General features: G+C 70.3%; 21 protein-coding genes. 10 read left to right on the top strand and 11 right to left on the bottom strand.

Annotation, left to right across the window (positions count from 1 at the left end):
- Nucleotides 1-5 precede the first annotated feature (5 nt).
- From argS to T8T21_RS03065, 3 genes are all read right to left on the bottom strand, one after another.
- Nucleotides 6-1748 carry an arginine--tRNA ligase gene (gene argS, locus T8T21_RS03075; protein WP_322336760.1) on the bottom strand — a complete coding sequence of 581 codons (1743 nt, stop codon included), beginning with the start codon at nt 1746-1748 and terminating at the stop codon, nt 6-8.
- Between the two features lie 109 nt (nt 1749-1857).
- The gene (locus T8T21_RS03070; protein WP_183469705.1) at nt 1858-3807 is read right to left on the bottom strand and encodes a cation:proton antiporter; all 1950 of its coding nucleotides are present in this window, start codon (nt 3805-3807) and stop codon (nt 1858-1860) included.
- Between the two features lie 37 nt (nt 3808-3844).
- Nucleotides 3845-5029 carry a deoxyguanosinetriphosphate triphosphohydrolase gene (locus T8T21_RS03065; protein ID WP_183469703.1) on the bottom strand — a complete coding sequence of 395 codons (1185 nt, stop codon included), beginning with the start codon at nt 5027-5029 and terminating at the stop codon, nt 3845-3847.
- Nucleotides 5030-5157: 128 nt separating this feature from the next.
- On the opposite strand from T8T21_RS03065, the gene T8T21_RS03060 reads away from it, so the two are divergent.
- The 4 genes from T8T21_RS03060 to T8T21_RS03045 all read left to right on the top strand — a co-directional run bounded on the left by T8T21_RS03060 (nt 5158) and on the right by T8T21_RS03045 (nt 9613).
- On the top strand, nt 5158-5484 hold the full coding sequence (locus tag T8T21_RS03060) for a HesB/IscA family protein (RefSeq protein ID WP_183468898.1): 327 nt from the start codon (nt 5158-5160) through the stop codon (nt 5482-5484).
- A 71-nt stretch (nt 5485-5555) separates the two neighbouring features.
- On the top strand, nt 5556-7991 hold the full coding sequence (locus T8T21_RS03055; protein ID WP_322336759.1) for a PBP1A family penicillin-binding protein: 2436 nt from the start codon (nt 5556-5558) through the stop codon (nt 7989-7991).
- 61 nt (nt 7992-8052) lie between these two features.
- The gene (xth, locus tag T8T21_RS03050) at nt 8053-8835 is read left to right on the top strand and encodes an exodeoxyribonuclease III (protein ID WP_322336758.1); all 783 of its coding nucleotides are present in this window, start codon (nt 8053-8055) and stop codon (nt 8833-8835) included.
- A gap of 436 nt (nt 8836-9271) precedes the next feature.
- Nucleotides 9272-9613, top strand: a complete 342-nt coding sequence (locus T8T21_RS03045; protein WP_322336757.1) for a DUF7282 domain-containing protein — start codon at nt 9272-9274, stop codon at nt 9611-9613.
- 46 nt (nt 9614-9659) lie between these two features.
- Here the strand turns inward: T8T21_RS03045 and T8T21_RS03040 are convergent, their stop codons facing one another.
- Both T8T21_RS03040 and dksA read right to left on the bottom strand, forming a co-directional pair.
- Nucleotides 9660-10823 (bottom strand): FAD-dependent monooxygenase, encoded by a 1164-nt coding sequence (locus T8T21_RS03040; RefSeq protein ID WP_322336756.1) that lies wholly within the window; start codon nt 10821-10823, stop codon nt 9660-9662.
- A 6-nt stretch (nt 10824-10829) separates the two neighbouring features.
- Nucleotides 10830-11252, bottom strand: a complete 423-nt coding sequence (gene dksA, locus T8T21_RS03035; RefSeq protein ID WP_183468887.1) for an RNA polymerase-binding protein DksA — start codon at nt 11250-11252, stop codon at nt 10830-10832.
- Nucleotides 11253-11614: 362 nt separating this feature from the next.
- Between dksA and T8T21_RS03030 the strand changes: the two genes are divergently transcribed.
- Nucleotides 11615-11785, top strand: coding sequence for a hypothetical protein (locus T8T21_RS03030; protein WP_183468885.1), 171 nt, complete (start codon nt 11615-11617; stop codon nt 11783-11785).
- A gap of 76 nt (nt 11786-11861) precedes the next feature.
- Here the strand turns inward: T8T21_RS03030 and T8T21_RS03025 are convergent, their stop codons facing one another.
- A complete protein-coding gene (locus tag T8T21_RS03025) occupies nt 11862-12020 on the bottom strand; it encodes a hypothetical protein (RefSeq protein WP_322336755.1) in 159 nt (52 codons plus the stop codon).
- Between the two features lie 170 nt (nt 12021-12190).
- Here T8T21_RS03025 and T8T21_RS03020 point away from each other — a divergent pair, with 170 nt between their 5' ends.
- The gene (locus tag T8T21_RS03020; protein ID WP_183468881.1) at nt 12191-12874 is read left to right on the top strand and encodes a M48 family metallopeptidase; all 684 of its coding nucleotides are present in this window, start codon (nt 12191-12193) and stop codon (nt 12872-12874) included.
- Here the strand turns inward: T8T21_RS03020 and T8T21_RS03015 are convergent.
- Both T8T21_RS03015 and T8T21_RS03010 read right to left on the bottom strand, forming a co-directional pair.
- Nucleotides 12871-13422 carry an RSP_2648 family PIN domain-containing protein gene (locus T8T21_RS03015; protein ID WP_322336754.1) on the bottom strand — a complete coding sequence of 184 codons (552 nt, stop codon included), beginning with the start codon at nt 13420-13422 and terminating at the stop codon, nt 12871-12873. The genes T8T21_RS03020 and T8T21_RS03015 overlap by 4 nt on opposite strands.
- The gene (locus tag T8T21_RS03010) at nt 13419-14627 is read right to left on the bottom strand and encodes an RSP_2647 family RNA methyltransferase (RefSeq protein WP_322336753.1); all 1209 of its coding nucleotides are present in this window, start codon (nt 14625-14627) and stop codon (nt 13419-13421) included. The genes T8T21_RS03015 and T8T21_RS03010 overlap by 4 nt, the downstream gene beginning before the upstream one ends.
- A 183-nt stretch (nt 14628-14810) precedes the next feature.
- On the opposite strand from T8T21_RS03010, the gene edd reads away from it, so the two are divergent.
- Nucleotides 14811-16613, top strand: coding sequence for a phosphogluconate dehydratase (gene edd, locus T8T21_RS03005; RefSeq protein WP_322336752.1), 1803 nt, complete (start codon nt 14811-14813; stop codon nt 16611-16613).
- Here edd and T8T21_RS03000 read toward each other — a convergent pair whose 3' ends face one another.
- Nucleotides 16614-17216, bottom strand: coding sequence for a hypothetical protein (locus T8T21_RS03000; RefSeq protein WP_322336751.1), 603 nt, complete (start codon nt 17214-17216; stop codon nt 16614-16616).
- Nucleotides 17217-17320: 104 nt separating this feature from the next.
- Between T8T21_RS03000 and eda the strand changes: the two genes are divergently transcribed.
- Nucleotides 17321-17962, top strand: coding sequence for a bifunctional 4-hydroxy-2-oxoglutarate aldolase/2-dehydro-3-deoxy-phosphogluconate aldolase (eda, locus tag T8T21_RS02995; RefSeq protein WP_322336750.1), 642 nt, complete (start codon nt 17321-17323; stop codon nt 17960-17962).
- A gap of 18 nt (nt 17963-17980) precedes the next feature.
- Here the strand turns inward: eda and T8T21_RS02990 are convergent, their stop codons facing one another.
- Together T8T21_RS02990 and T8T21_RS02985 are read right to left on the bottom strand one after the other, a co-directional pair.
- Entirely contained in the window at nt 17981-18247 is a 267-nt protein-coding gene (locus T8T21_RS02990) for a hypothetical protein (protein ID WP_183468869.1), read from the bottom strand.
- On the bottom strand, nt 18244-21030 hold the full coding sequence (locus tag T8T21_RS02985) for a [protein-PII] uridylyltransferase family protein (RefSeq protein ID WP_322336749.1): 2787 nt from the start codon (nt 21028-21030) through the stop codon (nt 18244-18246). The genes T8T21_RS02990 and T8T21_RS02985 overlap by 4 nt, the downstream gene beginning before the upstream one ends.
- A 189-nt stretch (nt 21031-21219) precedes the next feature.
- Between T8T21_RS02985 and T8T21_RS02980 the strand changes: the two genes are divergently transcribed.
- Both T8T21_RS02980 and T8T21_RS02975 read left to right on the top strand, forming a co-directional pair.
- On the top strand, nt 21220-21672 hold the full coding sequence (locus T8T21_RS02980; RefSeq protein WP_183468865.1) for a DUF2852 domain-containing protein: 453 nt from the start codon (nt 21220-21222) through the stop codon (nt 21670-21672).
- Nucleotides 21673-21738: 66 nt separating this feature from the next.
- Nucleotides 21739-22200 (top strand): RDD family protein, encoded by a 462-nt coding sequence (locus T8T21_RS02975; RefSeq protein WP_322336748.1) that lies wholly within the window; start codon nt 21739-21741, stop codon nt 22198-22200.
- Nucleotide 22201: the final 1 nt, after the last annotated feature.

Genomic DNA, 22201 nt, shown 5'->3' with positions numbered 1-22201 from the left:
CGCCGTCAGCGCATCTCCTCGACCGGTGTGACGCCGAGGATACCAAGCCCCTCCGCGATCACAACGCCGACCGCCCGCGCGAGCGAAATCTTGCCCTGCGTGGTGGCCGCATCACCCTCCTGCACGAAGCGCAGGCCGGGCTCGTCATTGCCGCGGTTCCACAGCGCGTGGAAGGCCGAGGCCAAATCGTAGAGGTAGAAGGCGACGCGGTGCGGCTCGTGGCCCTTGGCCGCGATCTCCACCAGGCGCGGCCATTCGGCGAGGCTGCGCATCAGCGCCAGCTCGGCCTCGTGGTCGAGCGCAGAGAGATCGGCCGCCGCCAGCGTCGAGTCATCCACCGCGATGCCCATCGCGTCGGCCTTGCGCAGCACCGAGTTGATGCGCGCATTGGCGTATTGCACGTAGAACACCGGGTTCTCGCGGCTCTGCTCGAGCACCTTGTCGAAATCGAAGTCGAGCGGTGCGTCGTTCTTGCGCGTCAGCATGTGGAAGCGGACCGCGTCCGAGCCGACCTGATCGACCAGATCGCGCAGCGTGACGAAGTTGCCGGCGCGCTTGGACATCTTGAACGGCTCGCCGTTCTTCCACAGCTTCACCAGCTGAATCAGCTTCACGTCGAGCGGCACGCGCCCTTCGGAGAGCGCCGAGACGGCCGCCTTCATCCGCTTGACGTAGCCGCCGTGATCGGCGCCGAACACGTCGATCAGCTGGGTGAAGCCGCGCGTTACCTTGTCGTGGTGATAGGCGATGTCGGGGGCGAAATAGGTCCAGGCGCCGTCCGACTTCATGATCGGGCGGTCGACGTCGTCGCCATGCGCGGTGGAGCGGAACAGCGTCTGCTCGCGCGGCTCCCAATCCTCGGGGGTCTTGCCCTTGGGCGGCTCGAGCGTGCCGCGATAGATCAGCCCCTTGGCGCGCAGGCTCTCGATCGCCTCCTCGATCCGGCCGGTGCCGTAGAGCGACTTCTCCGAGAAGAACACGTCCATCGTCACGCCGAGCGCCGCGAGGTCGTCGCGGATCATCTCCATCATCGCCTCGGTGGCGATTTCGCGGGCCTCGTCGAGCCACTCGGATTCCGGGCTGTTGAGCATCTGCTCGCCCCAGATCTCCTTGAGCTTCTCGCCCACCGGCACGAGGTAGTCGCCCGGGTAGAGCCCCTCGCCGATCTCCGGCGTCATGCCGCAGGCCTCGCGGTAGCGCTCGAAGGAGGAGCGCGCCAGCACGTCGACCTGCGCGCCGCCGTCATTGACGTAGTATTCCTTGGTCACGTCGTGACCGGCATAGGCCAGGAGCCGCGCCAGCGCGTCGCCGAACACCGCGCCGCGGGCGTGGCCGACATGCATCGGCCCCGTGGGGTTGGCCGAGACGTATTCGACGTTGACTTTCTCGCCCTGCCCCATGGTCGAGCGGCCGAAGCCCTGCTCGGTCAGCGCGGCGCGGACGATGCCCTGCCACAGCGACGGCGCGAGGCGGAGGTTGATGAATCCCGGCCCCGCCACCTCGGCGGAGGCGATGCGGTCGTCGGCGCCGAGCCGCTCGACCAGGGCTTCGGCGATGTCGCGCGGCTTCTTGCCCGCGGGCTTGGCCAGCACCATCGCCGCGTTGGTCGCCATGTCGCCATGCGCCGCGTCGCGCGGCGGCTCCACCGTGACCGCGCCGGTCTCCAGCCCCTCGGGGAGCGCGCCGTCGCGCGCCATCGCGTCCAGCGTATCGAGCACCAGCGCCCGGATGTCGGTGAAGAGGTTCATGCGCAGTCCTTTTGGCCGTTCGTGCCGCGAGATGCGACCCTTTACCACGGCGGCGCCGCGCGTCAACGCGCAGGCGCCGCCAAAGACCGGTGGACGCGGCTGGAGGCCCTCAGGCGGCGCGCGGCGGCTTGCCGCCCTTGCGGCCGAACCCGGCCAGCCCGCGACCCCGCCCCAGGGCTTTCACGCCCGCCATGCTGCCGCCCTTGTTGGGCGGATGGCTCGTCCCCTTGCCGCTGTTGTTCTTGGCGGCGCGGCGCGCGATTTCGTGCCCGGCTTCGGGATCGGTGCCCTTCTCCTCGCCCGGCGGCAGCAGCGAGATGATCCGCACGTCGGGCGCGGGGCGGATGTCCTCGTCCTCGCGGATGAACTCGGTGGTGCCCTGCGGCCCGATCCGGGCCACGACCTTCGCGTGCGGCCGCTTTTCGCGCCACTCCACGAGCCCGTATTCCTCGGTCAGCCGGGTGACGCGGAAGCTCCAGCCCTCGCGCATCATCCGCTCGAGACCATCATAGGTCTCCTCGGGGCCGAACTCGCGCCCGGTGAGGCTGCTCGACAGGGCGTGACGCGCGCTTTCCATCTTCTGCCGCGCGATCTGGTAGACGTTGTCGCGGCCGAATTCCGGGCCGAGATCGGTCGCCACGAGGGTGTTGTAGGCGTCGTTCTCGGTCGCGGCGACGACGAGGTCGTAGCTCACCAGCTCGAGCCAGTGCTCGGCCGATTCCGACAGGATGTCGCCGGAATAGGTCGGGATCCCCTCCGAGCGCGCAGCGCGCAGGTTGTTGTGGTTGGGATCGGCGATCAGCACCGGCACCTCGACCTTCCTGAGCGCCTCGGCCAGCCCGCGGGTAAAGCGCGAGCCGCCGATCAGCAGCACGCCCGGTACCGCGCCGCCCGACAGGCCCAGCATTCGCGCGAAGGGCGCGAGGGTGAAGCCGTGCACCACCACCGTGACCGCCACCAGCACGAAGGCCAGCGGCGCCACCGTCGCGCCGTCCGGCACGCCGAGATCGGCCAGCCGCTCGCCGAACAGGCCGGCCACGGCCACGAGCACCACGCCGCGTGGCCCGGTCAGGGCCACCAGCAACTGCTCGCGCCACGGCACGCCCGCACCTATGAGCGAGAGGAAGACGGTGAGCGGACGCACCACCAGCACCACCGCCAGTATGAACACCACCGCCCGCCAGTTGAGCGCGGTCAGAGTCTCGAACTCGATCGCTGCCGCCAGCAGGATGAACACGCCCGAAACCAGCAGGATCGTGGCGTGCTCCTTGAAGCGGCGCAGCTCTGCATAGGAGGGCAAGTCGGCATTGGCGATGCCGATACCCATCACCGTGACCGCGAGCAGCCCGCTCTCGTGCAGAACCGTGTCGGAGACCGCGAATACGGCGAGCAGCAATGCGAACAGTACCGGCACCTTCATGTATTCGGGCACGCGCCCCTTGCGGAAGCCCCAGGCGACCACCGCCGCCCCGGCCGCGCCCAGCACCAGCGCCACGCCGATGCCGAGCGCCAGCTCCCATATCGCGTTGCCGACGGTGACCGAGGTGCGCAGCACCAGCACCACTTCGAAGGCGAGCACGGCCGCGAGCGCGCCGATCGGGTCGTTGACGATCGCCTCCCATTGCAGCAGCGAAGCCGGACGGCGTGCCAGCCGCGCGGTGCGCAGGAGCGGCGCGATCACCGTCGGGCCGGTGACGATCATGATGCCGCCGAACACCGCCGAGCTTTCCCAGCTCATGCCGGCACCGTAGCGAAGCGCCAGCGTCGAGAGCAGCCAGCCCAGCGGCGCGCCGATGAAGACCAGCCGGCTCACCCCCTTCGCCTCGTCGCGCAGACTGTGGAAGTTGAGCGTCAGGCCGCCCTCGAACAGGATGATCGCCACCGCGATCGAGATCATCGGCCGCACCAATGGGCCGATGTCGCGGTCAGGTACGAACCAGCCCAGCCCCGGGCCAATGGCGAGACCCGCCACCAGCATCAGCACGATGGCCGGCAGCCTGAGCCGCCAGGCCAGCCATTGCGAACCGACGCCGATCGCGCCGACCAGCGCGAAGGCCATGATCGGGCTCAGCGCCGCCGCCTGCTCCGTTGCCGTTTCAATCGCCACTCCAGGCCCCCGCGAGATTGGTCTTTTCGAGTATGTCCGAGCCGGTCAGCCGCGCATGTTCCTGCAGCGCGAAACGGTCCGTCATTCCGGCGATGTAGTCCGCCACGATCCGTGCCAAGGCAGTTTCGTCCGCTGCCTCGGCCACGTCCTTGCGCCATTGCTTCGGCAGGTTCTCGGGATGCGCCATGAACAGCGGGAACAGGTCGTGGATCACGCCGGTCACCCGCTCGCGCATCACCACCACTTCGGGCGCCCGATACATGCGATGGAACAGGAACTTGCGCAGCACCTTCAGATCCGACCACAGGCCGGGGGTGAAGCGCACCATCATCCGCCCCGCCTCGCGGATGTCGCGCACCGAGCGCGGATCGGCCTCGGCGAGATTGGCCCGCGCCACGCCGATCACGTCCTCGACCAGCACGCCGAAGAAGCGGCGCAGCGCCTCGTGGCGGCGGCGGTAGTAGTTCAGCCCGGGATATTTGCGGTCGACCTCGGCGAAGCAGGCGTCGAGGATCGGCAGCTCGGCCAGCTCGTCGGTCGAGAACAGCTCGGCGCGCAGACCGTCATGCAGGTCGTGATGCGAATAGGCGATGTCGTCGGCCAGCGCGGCCACCTGCGCCTCGGCGCTGGCATGGGTGTGCAGCTCCAGATCGTGCAGCGCCACGTAATCGGCCAGCGCATAGGGAATGTCGCCGGTCACCGGGCCGTTGTGCTTGGCGATGCCCTCGAGCGTCTCCCAGGTCAGGTTCAGCCCGTCGAACTCGGCGTAGTGCCGCTCGAGCGAGGTGACGATGCGGATCGCCTGCGCGTTGTGATCGAAACCGCCATAGGGCTTCATCAGCGCATCGAGCGCGTCCTCGCCGGTATGGCCGAAGGGCGGATGGCCGAGGTCGTGCGCCAGCGCCACCGCCTCGGTCAGCTCGGTGTTGAGCCCGAGCACGCCGGAGATGGTCCGCGCCACCTGCGCCACCTCGATCGAATGGGTGAGCCGGGTGCGGAAATAATCGCCCTCATGCTCGATGAAGACCTGGGTCTTGTGCTTGAGGCGGCGGAAGGCGCTCGCATGGATGATGCGGTCGCGGTCGCGCTGAAAAGGCGAACGAAACGCGCTTTCCTCCTCGGGATGAAGCCTGCCGCGCGTGTCGCGCGGGTCGGAGGCGTAGGGAGCCGTCATGTGCACCGCCAGCTTGTCGTCACTATTCACCTTACCTATATGGGGCATGATGCCGCCCGGACAGGGAAAACGCCGCGTTTTCCAAGATCGGACCGGCCCAATGACGCTGCCCACGGATAGGTTCCGCCATGCTGACGCTGCCCCCCAAGGTCACCCCACGCGCCTGGGAGCGCCTGGCCGAGATCGGCGCCCATGCCCAAGGCAAGGCGCTGCGCGTCGCGGTCGAAGGCGGCGGCTGCTCGGGTTTTCAGTACGAGATCGCGCTCGACGAGCCCAAGGATGACGATCTGGTGCTCGAGGGATCGGGCGAGAAGGTCGTGGTCGACAGCGTCTCCCTGCCCTTTCTGGCCGACGCCACGATCGATTTCGCCGACGAGCTGATCGGTGCGCGCTTCGTGATCGAGAACCCGAACGCCAGCAGTTCCTGCGGCTGCGGCACCAGCTTCTCGATCTGAGCGCGGGCGCGCTTGACGGGCCGCCCGGCCCGGCTACCCTCCGGTACCGATAATACCGGAATTTCACGCAGATGACCGACGACAAGACGCCCGACGCCTCCGTTCATCAACCCGAGGGGGCGGCGCCGGAGCCGATCACCCCGCCGTCGGACCGACCCGCCGAACCGCCGCAGGGCGGTGATCTGGGCGAGGCCGCGCGCGCCTTCTGGGCCGCCCTGATGCGGGCGATGGGCCGTGGCGGACGGGCGATGGGCCGCGCCGGGGCCAGCGGCCTCGACCGTGGCGGCCGGGCCCTGCGCGAGGTGTCGGCCCGCGCCGGCGCCGGGGCCGCGACCACCGCGCAACGGCTGCGCGCGGCGCGGCAGCGCAGTTCTGACACCACCGCCGATCCCGATGCCGCGACCACGGCCCCGATCGAGGCCGGCGCCCCGCGCCCCTCGCTCACCGCCCGCGCGGCGCAGGGTTGGCGCGACGCCTCCGCCCGCCGCCGGGCCCGGCTCGAAGAGCGCAAGCTGCGCCCGGCCGCCACGGTCCGCGCCACGCGCTGGATCTGGCGCACCGTGTTCGGGCTGGCCTTCCTCGTGCTGCTCGGCGCCGTGATGATCGGCGGCATCCTCATCTGGGCGGTGCGCGACCTGCCGCTGGCCGACATGCTGCCGCCGCTCGAAGAGCCGACGCTCACCGTGCAGGACGAGGCGGGCGACACGCTGTTCACCCGTGGCGCCTACCGCGCAGGCTACGTCCCGCTCGACGAGATGCCCGACCATCTGGCCCAGGCGGTCTCGGCGATCGAGGACCGGCGCTTCTGGGATCACCCCGGCGTCGACATCGAAGGCATCGGCCGCGCGATGTGGCGTAACTTCTCCTCCGGCGGCGTGGTCGAGGGCGGCTCGACCATCACCCAGCAGCTGGTCAAGGTGCTCTATCTCGACCCCGACCGGACCTACAAACGCAAGCTGCAGGAGATGGTCCTCGCGCTGGGCCTCGAGCGTCAGCTCGGCAAGGACCGGATCATGGAGCTCTACCTGAACTCCACCTATCTCGGCTCGGGCGCATGGGGCATGCCCGCCGCCGCCCAGCTCTACTTCGACAAGCCGGTGCAGGAGCTGAGCCTCGCCGAGAGCGCGATCCTCGCCGCCACGATCCGGGCGCCATCGGTGATCAACCCCGAAGCCAATCTGGAGCGCGCCCGCGAGCGCGGGCTGGTGGTGCTGTCGGTGATGCGCGATCTCGGCCGCATCGACGAGGCCGCCTTCGAGGCCGCGCGCGGCGAGATGGCCGCGCTCGAGCCGTCGCCGCCGCCCGCCCGCGCGGGCAGCTATTTCGCCGACTGGGTGCTGGGCGAGGCGCAGGAGCTGTCCGGCGCCGTCGACGGCCCGCTCACCGTCACCGCGACACTCGACATGGAGCTGCAGGCCAAGGCCGAGAAGATCCTGCGCGACGCGCTCGCCGGTCCCGGCGCGCAGGCCGGTGCGAGCCAGGGCGCCATCGTCGCCATGACCCCCGACGGCCGCGTGCGCGCCATGGTCGGCGGCGTCGATTACGGCGAGAGCCAGTTCAACCGCGCCACCGACGCGCTGCGCCAGCCCGGCTCGACCTTCAAGCTGCCGGTCTTTCTCGCCGCGCTGGTGATGGGCGCCGACCCCGACACCCGCCTGCCCGACGAGCCGATCGACATCAACGGCTACAAGCCCGAGAACTTCAACGGCCAGTATGCCGGTGTGGTTACGCTGCGCGAGGCCTTCGCGCGCTCGCTCAACGCCGCCACGGTGCGACTCGCGCAGGAGGTCGGGATCGACCAAGTGATCGAGGTGGCGCGCCAGCTCGGCATCGAGGGCAAGCTGACCCAGACCCCCAGCCTCGCGCTCGGCACCTCCGAGGTGTCGCTGCTGGACATGACCGAGGCCTATGCCGCCATCCTCGCGGGCCGCGCACCGATCAAGGCCACTGGCATCGCCAGCCTCAAGCTCGGCGAGACCGGCGTCGCGCTGTCGGTCTCCGGCGCCGATCCCAACGCGGTCGAGCTGAATCGCACCCGCGAGCCGATGCTGTCGATGCTGCGGGCCGTGGTCACCGACGGCACCGGCAAGCGCGCGCAGATTCCGGGTTTCGCCGCCGGCAAGACCGGCACCAGCCAGAACAGCCGCGACGCCTGGTTCATCGGCTTCACCGACAAGCTGGTGGTGGGCGTCTGGATCGGCAATGACGACAACTCGCCGATGGACGCGGTCACCGGCGGCAGCCTTCCGGCCGAGATCTGGCGCGAGGTCGTGCTCGCGGCCGGCGGTGCCGGCGCCGCGCGGGCACCCTCGGCCGAGAGCCAGACACCGGTCCGGGCGCGCCGCGGCACCGAGGTGGTCAGCACCAATGCCAACCGGCTGCGCAACAACGCCGCGGCCCAGCCGCAATGCGACGTGCGCGCCTGTTCGCGCGCCTATCGCTCCTTCCGTGCCTCGGACTGCACCTTCCAGCCCTATTCCGGCCCGCGCAAGCTGTGCACCCGCTAGGCTTGTGGGTCCGCCGCAGGCTGCTACAAGCCTGCGGCACACCCGCGCCAAGGAGGCCCGCATGAAACTCGCCACCTTCAACATCAACGGCGTGAAGGCGCGGATCGGCGCCCTGTCGGACTGGCTGGCCGAAAGCCGCCCCGACGTGGCGCTGCTGCAGGAGATCAAGTCGGCCGACGAAGGCTTCCCGCGCGAGCATTTCGAGGACATGGGCTACACGGTCGAAACCCATGGCCAAAAGGGCTTCAACGGCGTCGCCATCCTGTCGCGCCTGCCGCTCGAGGACGTGACGCGCGGCCTGCCCGGTGACGACAGCGACGAGCAGGCCCGCTATATCGAGGCGACCGTGATCGGCGAGACCCGGCCGGTGCGGGTGGGCTGTCTCTACCTGCCGAACGGCAACCCCGCCCCCGGCCCGAAATACGATTACAAGCTGGCCTGGATGGAGCGGCTGCGGGCGCGGGCGCAGGCGCTGCTGGAACTCGAGGCGCCGGCGCTGCTCGCGGGCGACTGGAACGTGATCCCGCAGCCCGAGGACGCCGCCCGGCCAGAGGCCTGGATCGAGGACGCGCTGTTCCGGCCCGAGACCCGTGCCGCCTTCCGCCGGATCGAGACGCTGGGCTTCACCGACGCGTTCCGCGCGCGGGTGCGCGGGCCGGGCCACTATTCCTTCTGGGACTATCAGGCCAGCTCTTGGGAGCGGAACAACGGCATCCGCATCGACCACCTTCTGCTCGCCCCGCAGGCCGCCGATCTGCTCAACGACGCCTGGATCGAACGCGAGGTGCGCGGCCGCGAGAAGCCGTCCGACCACGTGCCGGTCTGGATCGACATCGACGCCTGAGCCTAGAGTCGTCCGATTACTGAAAACGGGCGCGGCGCCGATGGGTGCCGCGCCCGTTTTCGCGTGGACCTGCAAGCCACATCACCCGCCTGCCCCGACGGCAGATGCGCCGCACAAGGCGCCCTGCAAAACGGCACATACTGAACTGTTCAGTTCACCGGTCGCGACACCTATGTGAACTGCAGCACTGGATGAGGGAGACGCGACGCCGAAGGGGCCTGCAGCCGGATCGACCAATGGAAAGGGACTCAAATTTCCCCCTTCCGCTCATGGTTTTGTAGCCGCGTGTAACAGCTTCCCCCTCTGCGACATTCCGCGACAAGGCCATGTTGGCCATTCGCCGCGATCTCCCCGATATCCGGTTCTGCAACCCGCGCCGCCCTCCCCGGCGCCCACCCATCCCCTCCTCCCCGGGGACCACCGAAAGGCAAGAGACATGAAAAACCTGACCATCGCCGCCGCCCTTGCGACCGCCCTGACCGCCACCCTCCCGGCGATCGCCTCCGCCGACAACCTCGGTGCCCAGTTCAGCGTCGAGAACGCCGGCCATGTCGATCTCGATCGCGTCGTCAGCGAAACCGGCGGCTGGGTCGAGATCCTCGACGGCTCCAGCATCGCCACCGGCGTGCTGCTCGGCAGCGAAGACGTCCGTCCCGGGCTGGAATCCGACGTCCGCGTGCAGCTGACGCACCGCCCCTATCGCGACAACGTCTTCGCCGTTCTCTACGACGCCGACGGCCAGGTGACCGCGACCCGCGAACTGCGCGTCTCCAACTGATCGCGCGACCGCCTCTCTACTCCAGGAGAGCCCGGCCCGTCACCTTTCAGGTGGCGGGCCATTCGCTTGTGATGTCGTGATCATGCAGCCAAGCCATCCGCGCGGTGAACCGCGCCGGCGCGACCCGCCCGATGGCGCCGAGGCCGGCATGGGCGACCCGGCGCGCCACGCCCGACAGGTGATAATTGCGCGCATTGGCCTGCGCCGCCGCGATGGCGCGCCGCACCCGTGGCGCACGGAGTTCGGCATAGCGCCGCAGCTTCCTGTCGAGATCGCCGTCTCCCTCAAGCGCGCGGGCGAGCGCCCACCCATCCTCGATGGCGAGGTTCGCCCCCTGCGCCAGGAACGGCAGCGTCGGATGCGCGGCGTCGCCCAGAAGCACCAGTCGATCCACGTGCCAGCGCTCCGGCACCGGGTGGCGGAACAGGCCCCAACGGCGCACCCGCGTGACCCGCGCCAGCAACTCCGCGAGTTCGGGGGCCGCGTCGGCGAAGGCCGCACGAAGGATGTCCGGGTCGTCCTCATGGTCCCAGCCCTCTGGCGCCCAGTCGGCCTGTTCGCGCACCGCCACGAGGTTGAGCCGCCCGCCGGGCAGCGGATAGGTCACGACGTGCCGCCCCGGCAGCATCCAGATCCTTGCCTCGGGCGGCGCCGCGACATCCTCGATCACGGCGCGCCAAGCGACCTGCCCGGTGAACGACGCCGCCGCCTCGGTCACCGAATGGCGCAACACCGAGCGCAGCCCATCCGCCGCGATGACGAGATCCGCCGCGACATCGGCCCCTTCGGCGAATGAAAGCCGCCCGACGACCGGATCGGCCCCGGTAACCATGTGATCGGTCATGAGAGTGGCCCCGGCCTCGGTCGCGGCGCGGGCCAGCAGCGCCACGAGATCGGCGCGATGCAGGAAACGATAGGGAAAGCGCCCCTGATCGAGCGCGAAGCGCGCGATGGCGCGGCCGTCATGCCCGTCGGTCGGCACAACCGCGCGCGCCCGGATCGCGGCGGCGTCGAGCGCGGCTCCGAGGTCCAGCCGTTCGAGCACGGCGGCGCCATTGGGGGTGATCTGGATTCCGGCCCCGATCTCGCGCAGCGCAGGCGCGCGTTCATAGATCGAGACATGGTGCCCGGCCCGGGCCAGGCAGAGGGCGGCGCTCAGGCCGCCGATGCCGGCACCCGCGACGGCAATACGCAATGGCGTCGCGGGCATCGAAGGTCAGTCGTCGCGGTGCACGCGCTCGCGGCGTTCGTGACGCTCCTGCGCCTCGAGGCTCATCGTGGCGATCGGACGTGCATCGAGGCGGCGCAGCGAGATCGGCTCCCCAGTGATCTCGCAATAGCCGTACTCGCCCTCGTCGATGCGCCGCAGCGCGGCGTCGATCTTGGACACCAGCTTGCGCTGGCGATCGCGCGTTCGCAGTTCCAGCGCCCGGTCGGTCTCTTCGCTGGCACGGTCGGCGATGTCGGGAATGTTGCGCGTTGCGTCCTTCATCCCCTCGATCGTGTCGCGGCTGTCGGAGAGCAGCTCGGCTTTCCAGTGCAACAGCTTGCGACGGAAATATTCGAGCTGACGCTCGTTCATGAACGGCTCGTCTTCGGCGGGCCGGTAGTCGTCGGAAAGGAAGGACTCGGCTTTCATGTGTGCTCCCGTTGAAGGGCCTGTGCCGGGTCCCCAGATCCACCCCGCGGCCGGCCTGCCCTTTTTATGCCGCCGTCCTACTCCCTGCGTCACCTCCTGTCACCCCTGTTTCTGCACTGCCGTGTCGTAGCGGCAACTGACGCGTCAGCTTTGAAAACAAGCGTTTTGGGCCCCTCGGGCCTGCGCCCGGGGATTGATGTGATCCTATCACGATTCTCCCGCAGGGTGCGAATGACGGGGCGTCGCTGCGCCCGCGACGCCGCGCCGCGGCGATCCGGGCGGTCCGGTTCTGGACAGCGGGACCGCTGTCGCGCTAGGGGGCCGGGGCGGCCGGCAGGGCCGCGGCAAGCGGAGTGACCCCGATGATCCTTCCCCTGACCGGTCTGCTGATCGGCGGCATCTGGGGTGCCTGGCGGGCCCGGCGTCGTGGCGGCAAGGTCGCCGACATGGCGCAGTGGGGCGCCGCGCATGGCATCGCGCTCGCGGTGGTGGGATTATTCCTGCTTCTGCTGCTGAGCCGTCTCGCGGCCTAGGTCTTTCGCGACATCTTTCGGGATGTGATCCCGATACCTCTATACCCGCGCGTCCTGTACCGCGTGGGCCCGGGGCTCAGCGCGTTCGTTCGGCCTCGCCGCCTTCGCGGGGCCGGGTTCGGCTCGACAATTGCTCCAGCAACTGGCGCAGCTGCTCGGGCGTGTCGCGTTCGACCGGAAACGCCCTTTTGAGGGACGCGTCGCGGACTTGCTGGTCGTGTTGCTCGAAATTCATGGTTGCCTCGTTCAGTTGGACAACCCCCCTGACAGTTGGACAATAACATTAGCCGGGATTCGGTTCCCTTCAGGTTAATCACACTTGACGCAACCTGTGGCGGAAGGAACGCATGTGACATACCAGAAACGGTGCTTGTCGCACTGCCCGACGGCCACCATATTGCCATAATGCTGAAGCTCTCACCGCTGCTCCTCGCGCTGCTTTACGGATTCGCGGTCTACCAGGTCTCGGTCTGGCGGACGCGGCGCGAACTCGACGCGCGCTCGACGGAGCTGGCGGAGCCGAGGCTGCGCGCGGTCTGCGAGCGGCTGGCGCGGGCGCTCGACCTGCCCCGCATCAAGGTTCACGTCTACGAGATCGCCCCGGTGAACGGCCTCGCCGCGCCGGACGGACGGATCTTCCTCACCCGAGGCTTTCTCGAGAAATTCGCGGCCGGCGCCGTCACAGCCGAGGAGATCGCCAGCGTCGTCGCGCATGAGCTGGGCCACGTGGCGCTCGGGCATTCGCGCCGGCGGATGGTGGATTTCTCCGCCCAGAACGCGCTGCGCACCGCCCTTGCGGCGGTGCTGTCACGGCTGATCCCCGGGATCGGCGGGATGATCGCCGCCGGGCTGACCCGGCTGGTCGCCGCCGGGATCAGCCGCTCCGACGAATACGAGGCCGACGCCTATGCCTCGGCGCTGATGATCAAGGCGGGCTTCGGCACGGGGCCGCAGAAATCGCTGCTCTCCAAGCTCGACTCCATGGCCGGCGCGCATGGCGCGACCCCGGCCTGGCTGATGAGCCACCCCAAGACCGCCGCGCGGATCGAGGCGATCGCCGCCAACGAAAAGAAGTGGCTGGGCGCCTAGCCCGCCGCCGCTTCCACCGCCTTGCCGAACCGGTTGAGCCGCGCCTTCCTCAGCAGCGCGCGCGGCGTCCAGGCCTCGCCCGACAGGCGCGTGGCCTCGGCCACCACCGCCGCCACCACCTCGCCCACCGGGCCGGGGCTGGCCTCGAACAGGCCGAGCAGGAAATTGTCCGGATCGGCGCGCGACAGCCCCTCCTCGGCGAGGATGTCGCGCGGGAAATCCTTGGCGTTCATGGTCACGATCACGTCGCAATGGCCCGCCACCGCGCTGGCCAGCACGTGGATGTCGCCCGGATCCGGCAGCCAGAGCCGCCGCTCCAGATCCGGGTTCGGTGCCACCTCGGCGCGCGGAAACCGCGACGCCAGCACCGCGATCTCGCCCCGCGCGATCGCCTCGCCCTCGGGCCCGAGCCGCGCCGCCGCCCGCGCCCACTCCTCCGAGATCCGCGCGCTCCAGCGCGGATCGAACAGCCCCCGGGACGCGCAGCCCAAGAGCAGCTCGCGCATCACCGTGGGATAGAGAACGCAGGCGTCGAGCAGGACCCTCACAGCCGGAACACGAGCGCCTTGAGATAGCCGCCCTCGGCCAGCTGCGGCAGCACCGGGTGATCGGCCCCGGCAAAGCCGGTGTAGCAGATCGCACCCTTGCGGCCCGCCTTGCCGATGCCGCGCGCCGAAGCGGCACGGAACTTCGACAGGTCGGCAGCGTGGCTGCAGGAGCAGAGCACGAGATAGCCGCCCTCCTCGACCAGCGGTGCGGCCAACCGGGCGATCCGCTCATAGGCCCGCAGCCCCGGCTCCAGCGCCGATTTCGACGGTGCGAAGGCGGGCGGGTCGCAGACCACGACCTCGAAACGGCGGCCCTCCTTGTCGAGCGCGGCCAGCGTGTCGAAGGCGTCGCCCTGGCGGGTTTCGAACCGGTCGGCGACGCCGGAGGCCTCGGCCCCCTTGCGCGCCAGATCGAGCGCCGGGGCCGATCCATCGACCGCCAGCGCCGAAGCCGCGCCATGCGCCAGCGCCGCGAGGCCGAAGCCACCGACATGGGAGAAGACGTCGAGCACGCGCGCATCCTTGGCCAGACCGGCCGCGAAGGCGTGGTTCGGGCGCTGGTCATAGAACAGCCCGGTCTTCTGGCCACCCATCAGGTCGGCCATGTAGAGGGCACCATTCATCGGCACCTCGACCGGCGCCTCGGGCGCGTCGCCGCGCAGCATCCGCAGCTCCTCGCCCAGTCCTTCGAGCCCGCGCGCGCGGCCGGAGCCGTTGAGCACCACCCGGCGGATGCCGGTCGCCGCGAGCAGCGCGTCGGCGATGGTTTCGGCCCCGGCATCGGCCCAGGCGGCATTGGGCTGCAACACCGCGATGTCGCCGAAGCGGTCGATCACCACGCCCGGAAGCCCGTCGGCCTCGGCATGGACCAGCCGGTAGAACGGCGCGTCGAACAGCGCCTCGCGGTGGCGCAGCGCGCGGATCAGCTTCTCGGCGATCCAGTCACCGTCGATCACCGCCTCGGGGTCGCGGTCGAGCACCCGCGCGGCGATCTTGGACTCGGGGTTGACCGTGACCACCGCCATCGGCCGCCGCTCGGCATCCTCGAGGATGGCGAGGCTACCGGGGGCCAGCTTCTTGGTGCGGCGGTCGAGGACCATCTCGTTGGCGAAGACCCAGGGAAATCCATGGCGGATCGCGCGGGCATCGGCCTTGGGCAGCAGCCGGACGGTCGGATAGGGCGGGAGGTGCGGGAACGGTGTCATGCGCCCTCCTACCCCGCCCGCCGGGCCACGAAAAGCCGCTCCGCACGAAACCGGGCCCGGCAGGCGCGGGTTTTCTCCCAAGCGCCGCCGATCCCGTCGGACCAGACCCCCGGGACAGGTTGTTAGCGCTAACGATCCGTGCTAAGCGCGCGGCAACCCGATTATCGACAGGAGCAGCCGAAGATGGCCCTCAACCGCACGCTCGAAGCCGTCACCGACCGGATCCGCGCCCGCAGCGAGGGGTCGCGCCGCACCTATCTCGACCGGATGGCCGCCGCGGCCGCCGAAGGCCCGCGCCGCGCGCATCTGACCTGCGGCAACCAGGCCCATGCCTATGCCGCCACCGGTCCCGACAAGGACGCGCTGGCCGAGGCGCGGGTGCCGAATATCGGCATCATCACCGCCTATAACGACATGCTCTCGGCGCATCAGCCGTTCGAGACCTATCCCGCGATGATCCGCGAGGCGGCGCGCAAGGCCGGCGCCACGGCGCAGGTCGCGGGCGGCGTGCCGGCGATGTGCGACGGCGTCACCCAGGGCCAGACCGGGATGGAGCTGTCGCTGTTCTCGCGCGACGTGATCGCGCTCGCGGCGGCGGTGGGCATGTCGCACAACGTGTTCGACAGCTCGGTCTATCTGGGCGTCTGCGACAAGATCGTCCCCGGCCTCGTGATGGCCGCCGCCACCTTCGGCTATATCCCGGCGGTGTTCCTGCCCGCGGGCCCGATGACCTCCGGCCTGCCCAATGATGAAAAGGCCCGCGTGCGCCAGCAATTCGCCTCGGGCGAAGTGGGCCGCGAGGAGCTGATGAAGGCCGAGATGGCCTCCTATCACGGGCCGGGCACCTGCACCTTCTACGGCACCGCCAACTCGAACCAGATGCTGATGGAGTTCATGGGGCTGCACCTGCCGGGCGCCAGCTTCGTCAACCCGAACACGCCGCTGCGTGACGCGCTCACCGTCGCGGGCACCGAGCGCGCGGCGCAGATCTCCGCGCTCGGCAACGAGTTCACGCCGGTCTCGGACGTCCTCGACGAGCGGGCCTTCGTCAACGGCATCGTCGGCCTGATGGCCACCGGCGGCTCGACCAACCTCGTGCTGCACCTGCCCGCGATGGCCAAGGCAGCGGGCGTGATCCTCGATCTCGAGGATTTCGCGGAGCTGTCGGCGATCACCCCGCTGATGGCCAAGGTCTACCCCAACGGCCTCGCCGACGTGAACCATTTCCACGCGGCGGGCGGGCTCGGCTACATGATCGGCGAGCTGTTGAACGCCGGCCTGCTGCACCCCGACACCCGCACCGTCGCGGGCGAAGGGCTCGAGCTCTACACCCAGGAGCCGAAGCTGCAGGAGGGCCGCGTCGCCTATGCCCCCGGCACCCGCGAGACGCTCAACGACAAGATCCTGCGCCCGGCCACCAACCCGTTCCAGAAGACCGGCGGCCTGCGCCAGCTCACCGGCAATATCGGCCGCGCCGTGATCAAGACCTCCGCCGTGGCGCCCGAGCGCCACGTGATCGAGGCCAAGGCCCGGGTCTTCCACGACCAGGAATCGGTCAAGACCGCGTTCCGCAACGACGAGTTCAAGGAGGACACGATCGTCGTGGTTCGCTATCAGGGCCCGAAATCGAACGGCATGCCCGAGCTGCACAACCTGACCCCCACCCTCGCGGTGCTTCAGGATCGCGGGCTCAAGGTGGCGCTGGTCACCGATGGCCGGATGTCGGGTGCGAGCGGCAAGGTGCCGGCGGCGATCCACGTGACGCCCGAGGCCGCCGATGGCGGCGCGATCGCGCTGATCCGCGACGGCGACATGGTCCGGCTCGATGCGCCCGCGGGCACGCTCGAGGTGCTGGCAAGCCTCGAGGGTCGCGTGCCGGCCCCGGCCGATCTGGCCGGCAATGGCAACGGCGTCGGCCGCGAGCTGTTCGAGACCTTCCGCCAGCAGGTCGGCGGCGCCGCCTATGGCGCGGCCGTGGTGGTCTGATCAGTCGGACGTCGCATGAAACTGACCCGTCAGGACATGCGGCTGGTCGGTGAAGGGCGCGGTCAGGATCGTGCCCGACACCGGCCCTGCGAGGGCCCGTCCGCCGGGTCCGCGCAGCGGGCTTTCGATGTCGATGTCGAGACGGCGGCGTTCGCCCGCCAAGGCGAGATCGTCGCCAAAGCCCGCCGTGACCTCGCCGCGCATCGCCGCGCCCTCGCGCGTCAGCGCGAGCTGCCCCGCCCCGGGCACCAGCGGCAGCGTGTCGATGGCCACCGCCTCGCCCAGGAATTCTCCGGAGATCCGCTCCAGCCGCCCCTCGATCGGCAGGGTCACGCTGCGGTCCGCAAAGTCGAGATCGAGCGTCAGCTCCCCTTCGATCCGGCCGGAGGGCGTCACGTCGGCATGTCGGATGTCGGCGACAAAGCCGCCCGCGTAACGGGCACCGCCGCGCAGCGGCAGGTCGGTCGCGGGCGGCAGCGCCGAGAGCGCGCCGAAGTCGGAGCGGTCGAAAGCGGGCGGCGGCGGGCTCGCCTCATCTCCGCCGCCGCCACACCCGGCCAGAACAATGGCGCCCGCAAGGACCCTCGAACCGCCGTTCGCCATTGCCTTCCTCCTCCAGCTCTTACAGCTTGACGAGGATTGGTTAACTGCACGTTAACGGCGACAGATTTTTCTCACTTTCAACTCAAAGACGACAGGATCGCGACATGACCCCCGAACACGCCTCCGAACTCACCGCCAAGGTCTGCGCCCTCGCCCCGGTCATCCCGGTGCTGGTGGTCGATGACGCCTCGCGGGCCGCGGATCTGGCCCGCGCGCTGGTCGAGGGCGGCCTGCCCGCGCTCGAAGTGACGCTGCGCACCCCCTCTGCGCTCGACGTGATCCGCGAGATGGCCTCGGTCGAGGGCGGCGTCGTCGGCGCCGGCACGCTGCTGTCGCCCAAGGATGTCGAGGCCGCCAAGGAGGCGGGCGCGACCTTCGGCGTCTGCCCCGGCGCGACCGACCGCATCCTCGATGCCTGCGAGGCCAACGACCTGCCGCTGCTGCCCGCCGCCGCCACTGCCTCCGAGGTGCTGCGCCTGCTCGATCGCGGCTACAGCGTGCAGAAGTTCTTCCCGGCCGAGGTCAATGGCGGGGTGCCCGCGCTCAAGGCGATCGGCGCGCCGATCCCGCAGGTGAAGTTCTGCCCGACCGGCGGCGTCAGCCTCAAGAACGCGCCCGAATACCTCGCGCTGTCCAACACGCTTTGCGTCGGCGGCAGCTGGGTCGCGCCCAAGGAGATGGTCAATTCGGGCGACTGGGCCGGGATCACCCGTCTCGCCGCCGAAGCCGCCCAGCTGGCGCGCTGAACCCCGTCGCGCGGCGGGTCAGCCCGCCGTGCGGCCCGCCCGCCCGCCGCGCCTGCGCGGCTCGGGCGACACGTCGAGCCCCTCGGTCAGCACCCGCGTCATCGGGTGCCCCTCGGGGGCCGTGGCGTGGCGCTCCAGCAGACGCCGGATCGCCATGCCGCTCTCCTGCCCCTCGGGCAGCGACAGCGCCCAGTCGAGAAAGATCGACCGGCATTCCGCTTCGGTGATCCCCTCGATCCGGTAGGCCTCGCGCACCAGCCCCTTGGGGTCGATCCCGTCGCTCATTTCGCCTCTCCCGCTCGGTGTCCGGCCAGCGCCCGGTCGATCACCTCCTCGGCGCGGCGCGCGGCGGCGTCAAGGGCGCGGCGCAGGTCGTCGAGGCTGTCGCAGCCGCTTTCGCGCAGCAGCAGCCGCACGCCGCCCTCGGCCGGCGCCTCCGGCAGCGGCTCGCCCCCGGTCAGCAGCCGCGCCACGCATTGCACCCGTCGCAGCAGGTCGGCGGTCTCGCTCAGCACCGCCGCCTCCTCCTCGTCGATCAGCCCCGCCTCGCGCCCGGCCGCGATCTGGGCCGAGACCGCGCGCTCGGGAGACCCGGCGCGCAGCGCGAGGCTCTGGGCGAACAGCTCCACGTCCTGCAGCCGACCCGGCCCGTCGCGGGTCTCCCAGCCGGCACCGCCGGGCCGGGCCTCGGCCAGCCGGGCGCGCATCGAGGCCAGATCGGCGAGGACCGTCTCCCCGGTCGACTTCTCGGTGATCAGCGCGCGCCGGAAGTCCTCGATCTCGTCGCCGAGCCCCGGCTCGCCCGCCACCACCCGCGCCCGGGTCAGCGCCAGATGCTCCCAGGTCCAGGCCTCGTCGCGCTGATAGGCGCGGAAGGCGGGCAGCGCGGTCGCCACCGGCCCCTGCCGCCCCGAGGGGCGCAGCCGCATGTCAACCTCGTAAAGCTTGCCATCCGGCATCGGCGCGCTGAGCGCGGTGATCAGCGACTGGGTGAAACGCGCGTACCAGGCCCGCGCGGCGAGCGGGCGCGGCCCGTCAGAGGCCTCGACCCCGGCGGCGTCGTAGATCACGATCAGGTCGAGATCCGAGGACGACCCCAGCCGCCCGGCCCCGAGCGAGCCCATGCCGAGCACCGACAGGCCGCGTCCCGGCGGCGGGCCGTGGCGGCGGGCCATCTCGTCGATCACCGCCGGCACCAGCGCGGCGACCGCCGCCTCGGCCAGCTCGGCATATTCGGTGCCGGCCCGGGCCGCGTCGATCAGCCCGCGCAGGTGGTGCACCCCGATCCGGAAATGCAGCTCCTTGGCCCAGATCCGCGCCGCCCCGAGCCGCGCCTCGTGATCGGGCTGGCGCGCCAGTCGCGCCGCCAGATCGGCGCGCAGCGCATCCGTGCCGGGCCAGTCCTCGAAGAAACCGCCGCCGATCACCGCGTCGAGCACGCCGGCGTTGCGCGACAGATACTGCGCCAGCCCCGGCGCGGTGGCGCAGATGTCGATGATGAGCCGGGTCAGCTGCGGGTTGGCCTCGAACAGCGAGAACAGCTGCACCCCTGCCGGGAGCCCGGCGAGAAACGCGTCGAACTGGGCCAGCGCCTCCTCGGGCCGGGCCGCCTCGGAGAGCGATTTCAGGATCTCGGGCCGCAGCCGGTCGAAGATCTCGACCGCGCGGCCGGAGCGCAGCGCCGGGTAGCCGGGCCAGCGCGCCGTCACCTCCTGGCCGAAATCCGGCGTCTCGGCGGCGGCATGGCCCGGGGCGAAGAAATCCTCGGTGAGCGCGTGCACGGTTTCCAGCCGCTCGGTCAGCTCGTCCTTCAACTCCGCGAGGTCGCGATCCATGAAGGCGGCGAGCCGCGCGAAGCCCTCCTCGCTGGAGGGCAGCATATGGGTCTGCTGGTCGCCGATCATCTGCACCCGGTGCTCGATCTCGCGATGCGCGCGGTAGTGGTGGGTCAGCGCCTCGGCCGTCTCCGTCTCGATCCAGCCCGCCTGCGCCAGCCGCTCCAGCCCCTCGACCGTGCCACGCACCCTGAGCGAGGGGTCGCGGCCGCCGGAGATCAGCTGCCGGGTCTGGGTGAAGAACTCGATCTCGCGGATGCCGCCCCGGCCGAGCTTCATGTCGTGGCCCGGCAGGCTGAGCGCGCCGCCCAGACCCTTGTGGTCGCGGATCTTGAGCCGCATGTCATGCGCGTCGCGGATCGCATGGAAATCGAGATGCCGCCGCCAGACGAACGGGCGCAGCGTCTCGACGAAATCGGCCCCGGCGGAGAGGTCGCCGGCGCAGGGCCGGGCCTTGATCCAGGCCGCCCGCTCCCAGGTCCGGCCGACGCTCTCGTAATACTGCTCGGCCGCGCCCATCGACAGGCAGACCGGCGTTACCGCCGCGTCGGGCCGCAGCCGCAGGTCGGTGCGGAACACGTAGCCCTCGCCGGTGATGTCGCCGATCAACCCGGCGAGCTTGCGGGTCACCCGCACCAGCACGCTGCGCGCCTCGTGCTGGTCGGTGCCCTCGTAGCGGGTCTCGTCATAAAGGCAGATCAGGTCGATATCCGAGGAGTAGTTCAGCTCGAAGGCGCCCATCTTGCCCATCGCGAAGAGCGCCATGCCGGCGCCGCTCTCGATGTCGTCCTCGCCCATCCCCGGCAGCTTTCCGCGCGCGATCTCGGGCGCCAGCAACGCCTCGAGCCCGGCCTGCAGCGCCGCGTCGGCGAGCCGGGTCAGGCTGCCCGTCACCTCCTCGAGCGGCCAGGCGCCGCCGAGATCGGCCAGCGCCGCGATCAGCGCCACCCGGCGCTTGGCGCGGCGCAACTGCGGGCCCAGCGTCGCGGCGTCCTTGCCCTTCATCGCCGCCAGCTCCGCGGCGACCGCGGCTTCGGGATCGGCGCAGGCCGCCTCCAGCCAGTCGCCCTCGCGGCCGATCAGCCCGGCGAGGAAGGGGCTGCAGCCGGCGGTGCCGGCGATCAGCTCGTCCACGGCCGGGTCGGCCCAGCCGCAGGCCGCGCGCGCCTCGGCGGCCATGTCGGAATCAAAGGGGCGCGGGGCGCGGCTCAGGCGCGAGGCGAGGTCTGTCATGGCGCGAAGGTGGCGCGCGGCGCGGGGAGCGTCAACGGTCGCCGGAAGGGGCTTTGGCGCGAAAAATGTGAAAACCCTTCACATCACCCCTTGAAGCGCCGCCATGCCACGCCCATCTGCCGTAATGTGAAAGACATTCACATCCCCAACCGGCCCGGCAGCGGGCCCCTTCCACGAAGGAGTTCCTCGATGTCCACGACCGACATGCCCCTGTCACGCCACGTCGGACGGTCCGGGTTCAAGGACTGGCTCGTCCGCGCCGAGAGCTGGCTCGACGCCCGCGGCAAGCCCGCCTGGATCGCCGCCATGGTGCTCGGCTTCATCGCCTTCTGGCCCCTCGGCCTCGCCATTCTCGCCTACATGATCTGGAGCAAACGCATGTTCGCCAAATCCTGCCGCAGTCACCGGGCCCGCGTCTCGCCCTTCACCGCCATGCGCTCCTCGGGCAACACGGCCTTCGACGCCTACAAGGCCGAGACCCTGCGCCGGCTCGAAGACGAGCAGCGCGCCTTCGAGAGCTTCCTCGAGCGGCTGCGCGATGCCAAGGACAAGGCCGAGTTCGACCAGTTTATGGACGACCGTGCCGCCAAGGCCCGCGAGGCCGGCAATGATGACGAGAACGGCGACAAGGACGCCGCCTGATCCCGACGCGGCGGCCCCCACGGGGGGCCGCTTGCCCCCTCCCTGCCCGCATGAGAGGATCGTGCCATGACCGCCTCACCGACCTTCGCCGCGCGGCTGCGTGGCCTGCCCGACCCCGAGACGAGCCCCGACTGCTACGAGGGCGTCGCGCTCAAGCGCGGCATCGCCTGGCTCGTCGACGTGACCCTGATCGCGGTGATCTGTGCGCTGCTGGTTCCGCTCACCGCCTTCGTCGGGCTGTTCTTCTTCCCGATGATGATGATGGTCGTGGGCTTCCTGTACCGCTGGTGGACCCTCGCGAGCGGCTCGGCGACATGGGGCATGCGGCTGATGGCGATCGAACTGCGTGACGGCAGCGACCGGCCGCTCGATCCCACGCAGGCCTTTCTGCACACGGCCGGCTACGCGGTTTCGATCATGATCTTCCCGCTGCAGCTGGTCTCGATGGCGATGATGCTGCTGACCCCGCACGGCCAGGGCCTGACCGACAGCGTGCTCGCCACCACCGCCCTGCGCCGCCGGCGCTGAA

Source organism: Limimaricola variabilis (assembly GCF_034371605.1).
Taxonomy (GTDB): Bacteria; Pseudomonadota; Alphaproteobacteria; order Rhodobacterales; family Rhodobacteraceae; genus Limimaricola; species Limimaricola variabilis.
The sequence above is the reverse complement of the archived record's forward strand: the minus strand, read 5'-3'. Positions and strand labels throughout refer to the sequence as shown.

What these genes read in the sequence shown, in the direction of transcription:
- argS (WP_322336760.1), bottom strand. Translation starts at nt 1,748, where the DNA reads ATGAACCTCTTCACCGACATCCGGGCGCTGGTGCTCGATACGCTGGAC.
- T8T21_RS03070 (WP_183469705.1), bottom strand. Translation starts at nt 3,807, where the DNA reads ATGGCCTTCGCGCTGGTCGGCGCGATCGGCGTCGGTTCGCAATGGCTG.
- T8T21_RS03065 (WP_183469703.1), bottom strand. Translation starts at nt 5,029, where the DNA reads ATGACGGCTCCCTACGCCTCCGACCCGCGCGACACGCGCGGCAGGCTT.
- T8T21_RS03060 (WP_183468898.1), top strand. Translation starts at nt 5,158, where the DNA reads ATGCTGACGCTGCCCCCCAAGGTCACCCCACGCGCCTGGGAGCGCCTG.
- T8T21_RS03055 (WP_322336759.1), top strand. Translation starts at nt 5,556, where the DNA reads ATGACCGACGACAAGACGCCCGACGCCTCCGTTCATCAACCCGAGGGG.
- xth (WP_322336758.1), top strand. Translation starts at nt 8,053, where the DNA reads ATGAAACTCGCCACCTTCAACATCAACGGCGTGAAGGCGCGGATCGGC.
- T8T21_RS03045 (WP_322336757.1), top strand. Translation starts at nt 9,272, where the DNA reads ATGAAAAACCTGACCATCGCCGCCGCCCTTGCGACCGCCCTGACCGCC.
- T8T21_RS03040 (WP_322336756.1), bottom strand. Translation starts at nt 10,823, where the DNA reads ATGCCCGCGACGCCATTGCGTATTGCCGTCGCGGGTGCCGGCATCGGC.
- dksA (WP_183468887.1), bottom strand. Translation starts at nt 11,252, where the DNA reads ATGAAAGCCGAGTCCTTCCTTTCCGACGACTACCGGCCCGCCGAAGAC.
- T8T21_RS03030 (WP_183468885.1), top strand. Translation starts at nt 11,615, where the DNA reads ATGATCCTTCCCCTGACCGGTCTGCTGATCGGCGGCATCTGGGGTGCC.
- T8T21_RS03025 (WP_322336755.1), bottom strand. Translation starts at nt 12,020, where the DNA reads ATGAATTTCGAGCAACACGACCAGCAAGTCCGCGACGCGTCCCTCAAA.
- T8T21_RS03020 (WP_183468881.1), top strand. Translation starts at nt 12,191, where the DNA reads ATGCTGAAGCTCTCACCGCTGCTCCTCGCGCTGCTTTACGGATTCGCG.
- T8T21_RS03010 (WP_322336753.1), bottom strand. Translation starts at nt 14,627, where the DNA reads ATGACACCGTTCCCGCACCTCCCGCCCTATCCGACCGTCCGGCTGCTG.
- edd (WP_322336752.1), top strand. Translation starts at nt 14,811, where the DNA reads ATGGCCCTCAACCGCACGCTCGAAGCCGTCACCGACCGGATCCGCGCC.
- T8T21_RS03000 (WP_322336751.1), bottom strand. Translation starts at nt 17,216, where the DNA reads ATGGCGAACGGCGGTTCGAGGGTCCTTGCGGGCGCCATTGTTCTGGCC.
- eda (WP_322336750.1), top strand. Translation starts at nt 17,321, where the DNA reads ATGACCCCCGAACACGCCTCCGAACTCACCGCCAAGGTCTGCGCCCTC.
- T8T21_RS02990 (WP_183468869.1), bottom strand. Translation starts at nt 18,247, where the DNA reads ATGAGCGACGGGATCGACCCCAAGGGGCTGGTGCGCGAGGCCTACCGG.
- T8T21_RS02985 (WP_322336749.1), bottom strand. Translation starts at nt 21,030, where the DNA reads ATGACAGACCTCGCCTCGCGCCTGAGCCGCGCCCCGCGCCCCTTTGAT.
- T8T21_RS02980 (WP_183468865.1), top strand. Translation starts at nt 21,220, where the DNA reads ATGTCCACGACCGACATGCCCCTGTCACGCCACGTCGGACGGTCCGGG.
- T8T21_RS02975 (WP_322336748.1), top strand. Translation starts at nt 21,739, where the DNA reads ATGACCGCCTCACCGACCTTCGCCGCGCGGCTGCGTGGCCTGCCCGAC.